Source organism: Nonomuraea sp. NPDC047897 (assembly GCF_043204415.1).
Classification (GTDB): Bacteria; Actinomycetota; Actinomycetes; order Streptosporangiales; family Streptosporangiaceae; genus Nonomuraea.
On the sequence record NZ_JBIDCC010000003.1, the window covers coordinates 592,910 to 603,830 of the forward strand.

General features: G+C 72.1%; 10 protein-coding genes and 1 pseudogene. 2 read left to right on the top strand and 9 right to left on the bottom strand.

All coding sequences use genetic code 11. The features are described from left to right. Positions 1-33: 33 nt before the first annotated feature. Positions 34-891 (bottom strand): arginase family protein, encoded by an 858-nt coding sequence (locus ACGF0J_RS09795; RefSeq protein WP_393143868.1) that lies wholly within the window; start codon positions 889-891, stop codon positions 34-36. 167 nt (positions 892-1,058) lie between these two features. Here ACGF0J_RS09795 and ACGF0J_RS09800 point away from each other — a divergent pair, with 167 nt between their 5' ends. Beyond that, entirely contained in the window at positions 1,059-1,307 is a 249-nt protein-coding gene (locus ACGF0J_RS09800) for a hypothetical protein (RefSeq protein WP_393143870.1), read from the top strand. An 80-nt stretch (positions 1,308-1,387) separates the two neighbouring features. Here the strand turns inward: ACGF0J_RS09800 and ACGF0J_RS09805 are convergent, their stop codons facing one another. Both ACGF0J_RS09805 and ACGF0J_RS09810 read right to left on the bottom strand, forming a co-directional pair. Next, positions 1,388-2,257, bottom strand: coding sequence for a GNAT family N-acetyltransferase (locus ACGF0J_RS09805; RefSeq protein WP_393143872.1), 870 nt, complete (start codon positions 2,255-2,257; stop codon positions 1,388-1,390). A 155-nt stretch (positions 2,258-2,412) separates the two neighbouring features. Next, entirely contained in the window at positions 2,413-2,760 is a 348-nt protein-coding gene (locus ACGF0J_RS09810) for an isoamylase early set domain-containing protein (protein ID WP_393143874.1), read from the bottom strand. A gap of 401 nt (positions 2,761-3,161) precedes the next feature. Here ACGF0J_RS09810 and ACGF0J_RS09815 point away from each other — a divergent pair, with 401 nt between their 5' ends. Then, positions 3,162-5,417: an Orn/Lys/Arg decarboxylase N-terminal domain-containing protein gene (locus tag ACGF0J_RS09815; RefSeq protein ID WP_393143876.1), complete on the top strand. Its 2,256-nt coding sequence runs from the start codon at positions 3,162-3,164 to the stop codon at positions 5,415-5,417. A 140-nt stretch (positions 5,418-5,557) separates the two neighbouring features. Here the strand turns inward: ACGF0J_RS09815 and ACGF0J_RS09820 are convergent, their stop codons facing one another. The 6 genes and pseudogenes from ACGF0J_RS09820 to ACGF0J_RS09845 all read right to left on the bottom strand — a co-directional run. Further along, positions 5,558-5,905 carry a DoxX family protein gene (locus ACGF0J_RS09820; RefSeq protein ID WP_393143878.1) on the bottom strand — a complete coding sequence of 116 codons (348 nt, stop codon included), beginning with the start codon at positions 5,903-5,905 and terminating at the stop codon, positions 5,558-5,560. Positions 5,906-6,065: 160 nt separating this feature from the next. Then, positions 6,066-6,947 (bottom strand): sigma-70 family RNA polymerase sigma factor, encoded by an 882-nt coding sequence (locus ACGF0J_RS09825; protein ID WP_393143880.1) that lies wholly within the window; start codon positions 6,945-6,947, stop codon positions 6,066-6,068. Between the two features lie 182 nt (positions 6,948-7,129). After that, complete coding sequence (locus ACGF0J_RS09830) at positions 7,130-7,813, bottom strand: hypothetical protein (protein WP_393143882.1); 684 nt, start codon at positions 7,811-7,813, stop codon at positions 7,130-7,132. A 168-nt stretch (positions 7,814-7,981) separates the two neighbouring features. Further along, complete coding sequence (locus ACGF0J_RS09835) at positions 7,982-9,145, bottom strand: phospholipase D-like domain-containing protein (RefSeq protein WP_393143884.1); 1,164 nt, start codon at positions 9,143-9,145, stop codon at positions 7,982-7,984. 347 nt (positions 9,146-9,492) lie between these two features. Continuing rightward, complete coding sequence (locus tag ACGF0J_RS09840; RefSeq protein ID WP_393143886.1) at positions 9,493-9,870, bottom strand: hypothetical protein; 378 nt, start codon at positions 9,868-9,870, stop codon at positions 9,493-9,495. 220 nt (positions 9,871-10,090) lie between these two features. Then, a pseudogene (locus ACGF0J_RS09845) lies at positions 10,091-10,921 on the bottom strand (DNA-directed RNA polymerase subunit beta); the annotation flags it as partial.

A 10,921-nucleotide genomic window follows, 5' to 3' on the forward strand; every position in this document is an offset into this window, starting at 1 on the left:
CGGCCGGACGGGACCCGCCCCCTCACCGACCAGTCACCCGACGACCGGAAACGGCCCCTGCTCCCCGGACCAGAGCGGGCTGAGCGCGTCGAGCAGGTCGCCGGGCGGCACGTGCCGGCCGGTGGCACGGTCGAACCCCTCGTACTCGGCGAACTCCGCCCCGACGAGCGGGGCGGCCGCCGTCACGGCCAGGCAGACGGCGTGCAGGTCGTCGAGCGTCAGCCCTCCGGGAACGCGGTAGTCGGTGGGCACGATGCCCGGCTCCAGCACGTCGCAGTCGAGGTGCAGATAGACGGGCCGGCCGTCGATCCATGCGGCCAGCTCCGCCGCGAGGCCGGGGCCGGGCGGCAGACAGGCGATCCGGCCGCCCTCGACGGCGGCCGTCTCGGCGGGGTCGAGGTCGCGGGCGCCGACGAGGACCGCCCGCCCGTCGCCGACCCCGGCGCCGTGACCGGAGTCCCACCAGCCGAGCGGCCCCGACAGGGCCATGCCGCCCAGATAGCCGGTGCCTGTGGTGTCCGGGGTGTGGATGTCGCCGTGGGCGTCCATCCACACCACGACCGCGTCCGGGCGGCTCCCGGTCACCACGGGCAGGGTGGCGAGGGCCGCGGCGCACCGGGACAGCGCCCCGTACGGACGGTGGCCCCCGGCGAGCACGGACCGGTAGCGATCGGCCAGCGCGGCCAGGTCCGGGCCGGCCCCGTCGAGCGCCTCCTCCCACCCGCCGTCCGGGACGGGGGCGGGAACACCGACGGCCTGCACGGGTACGGCGAGGCGTTCGGCGAGTGCCCGGCCGAGCGTGCCTGCGGCCGTCATGGCCAGGTCGTTGTGGTCGCCGCAGGGAGCCTGGTAGGTGACGACGGCGGGCGGCGGGGACGGGTGGGCGAACATCGTTCTCCTGGGGTCGCGGTCACTCCATCCTGCTGCAGGCGACCGCAGAGCCGGTCACCGGGTCCGTCCGCGGAGGCCGGCGTACGCGAGCGGCCGATCGTCACGACAGCCATTCGGGGTATACAGGCCCTACGTCCTCATACCGGCAGGACTGGAGGAACCGGCTCGTGAAACGCCGTGTCGCGCGCATGTACCCGGACCCGGCCGACGAGGCCCTCGGCGTCACCCGCGGAGACGCGTTCGAGATCCTCGACGATGACGGCATCGTCGCCAGCGACGTAGAGCCCCGCGACCACCCGGAGGTGCCGCTGTCACCGGCGCAGCGGGATGCCGTGCTGGAGCGGCTGGGCCATGCCCGGACCGGCCCATGGGTCGAGGACCACGATCGGGCCGAGGCGTCGGTACGGCCGAAGTGATCAGCCGACGCGCTCCCGGCGACGGGCCGATCTCTCGTCGGACCTCGGCCGGGCCCGCCTCCGGCCCGACGACGAAAGCCTCAGGAAGCGTCGCGGCACAGGTCACGTCTCTCGGGCAACCGCTCAAGGCCGGCCGAGCGGTAGGTCGCGACGGCGCCGGTGTTGGAGCTCGGCGTGCACACGTCCACGCTGGACGCACCCAGCTCCCGCAGTGCGCGTGCCGCGGCGAACGTGATCGCGCGGCCGTGACCGTGACGGCGGTGTGCCCGATGCACCCCCATCGGCTCGATCAGCCCGGGTCTGCCTTCACCCGCCGACCACACCGTCACGACCGCCACCGCCTCACCCCGCTCGCCGCGGAGGAGCAGGCACCGCGCGTCGGCGTACGGCGCGCCCGCCGCCATCGCGTGCCAGCGCTCGTCACCGAACGTCGACCCGTCGAAGGACGCCCGCAGGACCGCGGCCCACTCGTGGGCCTGTTCGGGCCCGATCACCTCGACGCGTACGCCGGGATCCGGCACAGGCGCGCCGAGGTCGCGCCGGAGCGGCGTCCACGGCTCGCCGCTCTCCCAGCCGTCCTGGAACAACAGCTCCTGGACAAGAGCACCCGTAGGCGCCTCGACGTACGCCTTGCCCTGGGGCAGCACTCCACGTGCGGGCTCCGAGACGTCCTCGACCACCCGCCGCGCCAGTTCCTCGTCCCGCAACGCCTCCGGGGCGAACGCCAACCGCAGCAACTCCGCGCCATCCAGCAGCCCGACCGCCACAACCCTCCCGGCCCGGCTCCAGGTTCGCAACGCCTCCGCCGTCCGCTCCGCGCCGAACCGCCAGAACCACCCCACATCCCCCGGATGCAGTTGCACGGGCCCTCCGTCGTACTGCCACTCCCCCAACAGCCGCGCCACGTCGCCGAGCCCGTCGGCCCCCGGCCTGCCCATCTCGATCGCCACTGTCAGATCACACACCACCCCACCGACCCGCCGCACCTGGATTTACCCGTGCGACAGCGAGCCGGGCGGCCGTGCGCGGCGGCCCGGGCGGGGTGTGGCAGGCCGGGCGGCCGCCCGACACCGTGCCCGACCCCGAGGTCAGGTTGACGCCGAGGTCAGGTCGACGCCGCAGCCGGGTTCGTGCCCGCGGCGCGGGCGCGGACCGGCTTGTCGCTGCGGGCGGTGGCGACGTGGACGATGCCGCCGCGCTCGTCGCGGGAGTCGGCGTCCGGGTCGTCCAGCCAGACCCCGCCGTCGGCCAGGTAGCGGAAACAGATGGTGGAGCCCTGGGGCAGGGCGACGACCGCGCGGTGCGCGCCGTGCTGGGTGCGGGTCATGGGATCGGCGTAGGCGTCCCAGTCGTTGAAGTCGCCCACCACCGAGACCGGGCCGGAGATCTCCGCCGGCAACGTGAAGGTGACGTTGACCAGGCCGTTCTCGCCCGGCTCATCCTGTCGGATCATGAGAGTCCCCCGTCGTTCGCGTGTCGTGTCGCCGCCCGGCCGCCGTCCGGCGCGGCGCGCGTGCCGCGCCGCCCGAGCACAGCCGGTCGGGCACGTGCACGACCTCGGGCCGGGCCGATCGGTCACCTGATGGGGCAAATCCACCACAACGTTCGGCGTGGCAGACTCACGTGCCACTCGCCAAGTCCCGATCCTCAGCCGGTCTTGGGCTGATCTTGACTCTGGAGCACGCACCGAACCTCTGGTCCGGCACGTTTCTTGACGCGGTTTCAGCCTCGCACCAGGACCCGGGCAGGCGACTCACCCGGTCACCGCCCGCGAATTTAACCCAGTGTTGCCGTTCGATGACCGTGCGTTAGTCTTGCCGATGCCCTGCCCCCTGTGCGACTACGGAGTGCCCCATGGAGCGTACGGTTCTCGCCGCCGTCACCGAACGCCGCGACGCCGACTCGGCGCTGGCCGAGCAACTGCGCCGCGTGTGCGCCGCGATGGACGAGCTCGGCCTCCACGTGCGCTGGACGCACCGGCCCGAGGACGCCCTGGCCGTGGTCGGGTCCGACGCGTCGTTGACGGCGATACTGGCGGCGTGGGACGCGGCGGGCGCCGAGGAGCTGCTGGGCGCGGTGGCCGGACGGTTCCGGGGGCTGCCCGTCTTCCTGATGACCCGGGAGCAGGAGCTCCCGCTGTGGGTGTACGAGGTCATCCAGGGCTACGTCTTCCCCCTGGAGGACACTCCGCAGTTCATCGCCGGGCGGATCGCCCGCGCGGCCGACCAGTACACCGAGCAGATCCTGCCGCCGTTCTTCGGCGCGTTGCGCCGCCTTCAGGACCACCACCACTACTCCTGGCACACGCCGGCGCACGCCGGCGGCGTCGCGTTCCTCAAGTCGCCGGTGGGGCGTGCGTTCTTCGACTTCTACGGCGAGCGGTTGCTGCGCACCGACCTGTCCATCTCCGTCACCGAACTCGGTTCTCCGCTCGACCACACCGGCCCGATCGGCGCGGCCGAGCGCAACGCCGCCCGCGTCTTCGGCGCCGATCGCACGTTCTTCGTGGTCAACGGCAACTCCACGGCCAACCGCATCGTCGGCCACCACGCGATCGCCCGCGACGACACCGTGCTGGTGGACCGCAACTGCCACAAGTCGGTCCAGCACGCGCTGGCCATCAGCGGCGCCCGGCCGGTCTACCTCGTGCCCGAGCGCAACGGCCTCGGGCTGGCGGGTCCCATCCCGCCCGCCGTCCTGGAGTCCGGCGCGATCCGCGCCCGGCTGAGCGCGCACCCCTTCGCCGGCGGCGAGCCGGCCTACGCCGTGATCACCAATTCCACCTACGACGGGGTGTGCTACGACGCCGTGCGGGTCGGCGAGCTGCTGGGCGCGAGCGTGCCGCGGCTGCACTTCGACGAGGCCTGGTTCGCCTACGGCCGGTTCCACCCCCTCTACGCCGGCCGATACGGCATGGCGATCGACGAGCGCACGCTGCCGGGGCCGGGCCGGCCCACCGTGTTCGCCACCCAGTCGACGCACAAGCTGCTGGCCGCGCTGTCGCAGGCGGCGATGCTGCACGTCCGTCCCGGACCGCGGGCGCCGGTCGACTACGACGCGTTCAACGAGACCTACCTCATGCACGCCTCCACCTCGCCGCTGTATCCGATGATCGCCTCACTGGACGTCGCGGCTGCGATGATGGACGGCCCGTCGGGGCCGTTCCTCACGGGGGAGGCGATCGTCGAGGCGGTCCGGTTCCGGCAGGCCATGGTGCGGCTGGCCGCCCGCATGCGTGAGGACGGCACGCGGCCCGAGTGGTTCTTCGGCGTCTGGCAGCCCCCTTCGGTCACCGACCCGCGCACCGGCCAGGTCGTCCCGTTCGCCGAGGCCGACCTCGAACTGCTCTGCGCCGAGCCCCGGTGCTGGACTCTGGCGGCGGGGGCCTCCTGGCACGGGTTCGACGGGATGGCCGAAGGTTACGCTCTGCTCGACCCGGTCAAGGTGACGATCACCTGTCCCGGCGCCGACGCCGCCACAGGCACCCTCGGCTGGGGCATCCCGGCCCGCGTCGTGGCGGCCTACCTCCAGCGGCGCGGCATCGTGGTGGAGAAGACGGGCGACCACACGCTGCTGGTGCTGTTCTCCATGGGGATCACCAAGGGCAAGTGGGGCACGCTGATCGACGCGCTGACCGACTTCAAGAACGCCTACGACGGCGACCTGCCGCTGGCCGACGTGCTCCCCGGCTTCGGGCCGCCCGCGATGTCGCTGCGGAAGCTCTGCGCCCTGGTCCACGAGAAACTGCGCGACTCGGAGGTCGGGAAGCTGCTCGACCAGGTGTTCACCACCCTGCCCGAGCCGGTGTCGACTCCCGCGGAGTGCTACCAGGCCATGATCCGGGCCCGCACCGAACGCGTCCCGTTGGCCGAGCTGGCCGGTCGGATCGCGGCGGCCACGGTCGTGGTCACCCCGCCGGGGATTCCCATGCTGATGCCCGGTGAGGCGACCGGCGCGGCCGACGGCCCGCTGATCACGTACCTGCGCGCGTTGGAGGACTTCGACCGGGCCTTCCCCGACCTGGCCACCGACATCCACGGCGCCCACCGCGACCGCGACGGCCGCTACTGGATAGAGGTCGTCGCCGACCGGACCGGCGCGAGCCGATGACAGCGACGCCACCTGCGGAGGGAGCGCGGAGACGGGAGCGCGGAGACGGCCTGCCCGGCACGCAGGGGCCGGCGCGGGGCCCCGGCGGTCGCGGCCGTCACCGCGTCGGGTGCCGCCCGGCGGGCGGGGGGCTCGACCCGTCAGGCGGCGGCTCCCAGTGCGAGGGCGGCGACGACAGGCGCCAGGTACAGCAGCGGGTAAGGAACGTGGGCGTAGGAGCGTGCGCGGAGCACGGTGACGACGGCGCCGGCAAAGTACACCACCAGGCCGGTTCCGGCCACGACGCCGACGGCGGGCACGAGCAGGCCGGCCAGCAGGCCGGCCGCCCCGGCGCCCTTGGCGAAGCCGAGCCAGGGCCACCATGAGCGGGGCACGCCGTACTCGGCCAGCGAGTCGACGACCCATGGGGCGCCGGTCAGCACGGAGTAGGCGGAGAAGCCCACCCAGGCGGCGGTGAGAACGGTGACGACGACGTGAACAGCGGACATCTGAGGCGCTCCTCGCGGGGTGATCGGTAGGTCCGTCACTGCCTTGACCCGGCCCGCCGTGTCGATGTGACCCCGAATCCGTGTGACGTGCGTCACTCGCGAGGGGAGGGAAGGGAGGCGGATCCGGGTGACCCGCCTCCCAGCCCCGGTGCGGAGGCGGTCAGCTGAGGACCGCCACCTCCAGCCGGTCGAGCCGGCCGGTTTCGGCGATGACGTCGATGGCGGTGATGAGGCCGTCGGCGATGGTGAAAGTGAGCGCCACGCGCAGGCGGCCGTGCGGGGCCATCGCGAGGCCGACGGCGCCGTCGATGAGGGCGGGTCCGGTGAACCGGGCCCGCCGCATGGCGGCCATCGCGCCTTCGGCGACGGGCTCGGCTCCGTGGACGGTGACGGGTTCGGGGGTGGGGATGACGGCCTTGTCAGCCCGGAGCACGACATCCGGGTGCAGCAGAGTGATCAGCGCGTGGAGGTCCTTGCCGCGGGTGGCGGACAGGAAGGCTTCGACGATCGCCCGCCGGCGAGCCAGGTCGACGGCGGGCGCCGACGCGCTCCCCCTGACCCTGCGGCGGGCGCGGCTGGCCAGCTTCCGGGTGGCTTCCGTTGACCGCTCCAGCATCGGCGCGATCTCCTCGAACGGCACGGCGAACAGGTCGTGCAGCACGAAGGCGACCCGCTCGGCCGGTGTCAGGGTGTCGAGCACCACCAGCAGCGCCACTCCCACCGAGTCGGCCATCACCGCCTCCTGTTCGGGATCGCCTCCGGGGGCGGGGCCGAGCAGCGGATCAGCAACCTGGAGGTCCAGCGGCTCCTCGCGGCGGTGCTCGCGCGACCGCAGCATGTTCAGGCACACCCGCGCCACCACCGTGGTCAGCCACCCGGCGAGATTGCGCACCTCGCCGGCATCGGCCCGGCAGGCGCGCAGCCAGGCCTCCTGCAGCGCGTCGTCGGCCTCGCTCAGCGAGCCGAGCATCCGGTAGGCCACCGCGCGCAGTTGGGCCCGTTGCTCGGTGAACCGCTCGGCCAGCCAGCCATGTCCGTCCACGCGTCACTTTCCTTCATCAAGGGATGCGGCGCATCAAGGGTGACGTCCAAGGAGGTCTACGGCCAAGCGGGGCCGCGCTCCCGCTTGGCCGTGGACCGCGAGATCTGCGGGCCGGGCGGCGCGGAGCACGGGCGGCGCGGAGCACGGGCGGCGCGGAGCACGGGCGCCGCGCCGCCTTGGGGTCAGCCGGCGCCCTGCTCGATCGCCTGCTTGAGACCGGCCTGCGTCTGCTGGTGGGAGGCGGTGCCGTTGGCGGCGACGAAGTCGATCAGGGCGGTGTCCGCGTCGAAGGTGAGCTTCTCGGTGACCAGTGTCCTGCCGTCGCCCACCTGCTTGAACGTGATCATCTGGTGGGTGACGACGTCGGGCTCGGACCACGTGTCGGTCTCGTAGAAGAAGCCCGCGGTGTGGAGGCGCTGCTGGGCGTGCACCTTGTTGGTGACCGTCGTGCCCTGGTACGGGATCTCCTCGATGGCGGTGAGGTTGACGTACCGGGTGCCGTGCCGGCGCGAGTCCGCATGGGTGGCGACCCGCTTCAGGAACGGGTTGACTCCGATGTGGTTGTCGAGGTTCGAGTAGGCGGAGAACACCTGCCCGACGGGCCGGTCGATCTCAATGGAGATCTCGGTGGTGGCCCGGCTGCGGCCGGAGCCCGGGGCGGGGGGTGTGGTGTCGTAGAACGCGTGGGTGTCCCAGGCGGTCTGCCACTCGGCGGCGAGTTCGGCGTCGGTCTCGGTGGTGTCCACGGTGGTGTTCGCGGTCGTGTCCGCGGCGGTGGTGTTCGCGGTGGCGGGCCCGGCCGTGCCGCTGACGAGCAGGGCACCGGCGAACAGGGGAGCCGTGACGAGACGAAGGAAGTGCTTCACGTACACCTTCAGGGAGAGGCGATGGTACGCATGCCCTTCTATCGCAGATGATCGTCCCTTTGCGGCATTTCGCCCGGAAAATTGGGGTCTGTCAGCCGCTCGGTCATGTCGTCCGGGCCGACGGCGCCCGCTCGCGCTCCTGCGGGCACCGATCCGGCCATGGCCGCGTCAGGGCGCCGGCGGGGCCACCTCTCGCAGGCGCTCGAAGTTCTGCACGTACTGCTGGTAGATCGTCCTGCTGTTGAGCCTCAGCAGCGTCTCGTCGTTGCGGCGCAGTGAGGTCTGGTTGTAGTTGTGGCTGCCGGTCAGCACCCGGTGTCCGTTGGCCGGGCCCTCGATCAGCAGATACTTGGAGTGCAGGCGACCGGGCAGCGCGCCGCCGCTGCCCAGGACGCGCGACTCGATGCGCGGCTCGGCCCGGAAGACGTTCCTGACCTCCTCGTCCATGATCCCGTAGACGATCCGCACCGTGCAGCCCCGCGTGGCCAGGTCGCGCAGCTTCTCCGCGATCCCCTTGCGGGAGGTGTCCCACTCCGACATCCCGACGCGGACCGTGGCGCCTCCCTCGCAGGACACCCTGTCCAGTTCGTCGACGACCGGGTCGCCCTCGGCCTTGGGGAAGAACGAGGCTCGCACGGCGCCGCCCGCGGCTCCGGTCTGGACGACGCGGTAGTAGTCGAGGTTCTTCCGCTCGGCCGCCAGGTCTGCGAAGTAGGCGTCGTACGCCGCGTACAGGCGCCTGTTGCCCGGCAGGACGACCGCGTTGTTCCAGTAGGTGGTGGAGTTGAGATCGGTCAGGTTGGCCGACGACTGCACGATCACGTCGGACGTGCCGCCCGTGCGGGAGAACAGGTAGAACTTGTTGTGCTGACCCTTGTCGCCGATGCACGCGGCGGTCCCGCCGGACATCGGGCCGGTGCACACGTGCAACCACGACCGGGTCGAGGTGTCCGTGCCGAGCGCGTCCGCCAGCCGCCGGGCCACCGCCTGACCGCGGCTGTCGCCGTCGACGACGACCCGGACGTCCACGCCCCGCCGGTCCGCCTTGATCAGTTCGTCGGCGAACGCGGCGCCGTCAGCGCCCGACATGACGAAGTGGGCGACCTGGATGCGGGCCCCGGCGGGCGTCTGACGGACCAGGCCGCAGAGCGTGCGAACGATGGCGGCACCGTCGCCTCCCACCGGATCGTTGAAGACCGCCCTGGGGGTCATCGGAGCGTCGGGCGCGTCCGCGCAGGTGGAGGCGGCCGCGGCAGCCGGTGCGGCCGGAGCGGCGAGCGCCGCCGCGGCCATGACGGCAGCAGCCAGCACGGACGGGAACTTGCCTGGCATGGGGTACTCCTTCGCGAGGCGGGCGAGTGCCGCCTTCCTCGGGGCCGAGACATCCTCGGGGAAGGCGACGGGCGGCCCCGCGGCCCGCCTGCGGGTCCCCGATCACGCCGATCCTGGCGGTCCTGGGGGACGGCGCACTGAAGCCGGGATCAACGGCAGAAGAACGTCGGGGAAGCTGGCCGGCCCCACGAAGGGGCACGGAAGAGTGGCGCGGAAGGAGTGGCGCGGAAGGACGCAGAGGAGGGACGCAAAGGAGAGGCGCGGAGGAGGGGCGCAGCGGCGCGTGGGCCGATCGGGGCGGCGGCGCGTCGCCGCGCCGCCGCCCGCGCGGTCAACTGGAGAGGCGGTCAGCTGTGGAAGGTGCGGCTGCCGCGGCTCACGACGGTGCCGCGCTCGCCCCAGTACGTCCTGACCGTGGCGCGGTAGGAGGTGTCCTCGTATGCCGTGGCCAGGCTCCGGCACGTGCCGCCCGGGTGGCTGGTGTTGCTGTCCCTCCAGGTGTAGGAGGGCCCTCCCCCGTTGACCGGGGTCAGCTTCACCTCCACCCAGCGCGAACCCTCGGTGTTGTACGCCTGGGCGCAGATGGTGTCCGTGCCGTCGTTGTAGCTGACGGTGCCGTCACCGACGTTCCAGGTGAACGAGGCGGCCGAGGCCGGCTGTGCGAGGGCGAAGGTCGCCGCCGCCACGCCCATGCCCACCACTGCGGTCCTGATCAGTTTCTTCATCGTTTCCCCTTCCGGTTCGAGCGGATCATTCGCCGCCCGGTGTCGATCTTGGACCAACCGTCCGTCGCGACAGAAGGCCGGACACGCAGTGTTCGCCGGCTCGACCCGCACCCGTAGGAAACTGATCATGAAGGGGACATCCATCGCGCGAGCCGGGTGGAGGCGCTCGGGCGAGCGGGCCGGCGCGGACCTGGGACGCCCGCGCCGGCGTACGGGACCGTCAGACTTCTTCCACGCTGCTCGGCTCACGCCGGGACAGGTCGATGCCGAGCTCCTCCGCGGCGCGGAAGACGTCCTCGTCGGTGTCGCGCATCTCGATGGACATGCCGTCGCTGGAGAGCACCTCGACGTTGAGGCAGAGCGACTGCATCTCCTTGATGAGGACCTTGAAGGACTCCGGGATGCCCGGCTCGGGAATGTTCTCGCCCTTGACGATGGCCTCGTAGACCTTCACGCGGCCGAGGACGTCGTCGGACTTGATGGTCAGGAGCTCCTGGAGGGCGTAGGCGGCGCCGTAGGCCTCCAGCGCCCACACCTCCATCTCACCAAAGCGCTGGCCGCCGAACTGGGCCTTACCCCCGAGCGGCTGCTGGGTGATCATGGAGTAGGGACCGGTCGAACGGGCGTGGATCTTGTCGTCGACCAGGTGGAGCAGCTTGAGGATGTAGACGTAGCCGACAGCGATCGGGTAGGGGAACGGCTCACCGGAGCGGCCGTCGAACAGCCGGGCCTTACCACTGCGCCGCACCAGCCGATCCCCGTCGCGGTTGGGCAGGGTGGTGTCGAGCAGGCCGACGATCTCCTCCTCGTGGGCGCCGTCGAAGACCGGGGTGGCCATGTTGGTGCGCGGCTCCACCCTGTCGAGCCCCTTGTCGCGCAGCCGCCCGGCCCAGGCCTCCTCGACGCCGGAGATGTCCCAGCCTCGGGCTGCGATCCAGCCCAGGTGCATCTCGAGCACCTGGCCGACGTTCATCCGGCCGGGCACGCCGAGGGGGTTGAGGATGATGTCGACCGGGGTGCCGTCCTCCAGGAACGGCATGTCCTCGACCGG

Bases quoted from the DNA above. Each gene is read 5' to 3' on its own strand.
- ACGF0J_RS09840 (WP_393143886.1), bottom strand. From the start codon at position 9,870: ATGAAGAAACTGATCAGGACCGCAGTGGTGGGCATGGGCGTGGCGGCG.
- ACGF0J_RS09815 (WP_393143876.1), top strand. From the start codon at position 3,162: ATGGAGCGTACGGTTCTCGCCGCCGTCACCGAACGCCGCGACGCCGAC.
- ACGF0J_RS09835 (WP_393143884.1), bottom strand. From the start codon at position 9,145: ATGCCAGGCAAGTTCCCGTCCGTGCTGGCTGCTGCCGTCATGGCCGCG.
- ACGF0J_RS09820 (WP_393143878.1), bottom strand. From the start codon at position 5,905: ATGTCCGCTGTTCACGTCGTCGTCACCGTTCTCACCGCCGCCTGGGTG.
- ACGF0J_RS09795 (WP_393143868.1), bottom strand. From the start codon at position 891: ATGTTCGCCCACCCGTCCCCGCCGCCCGCCGTCGTCACCTACCAGGCT.
- ACGF0J_RS09810 (WP_393143874.1), bottom strand. From the start codon at position 2,760: ATGATCCGACAGGATGAGCCGGGCGAGAACGGCCTGGTCAACGTCACC.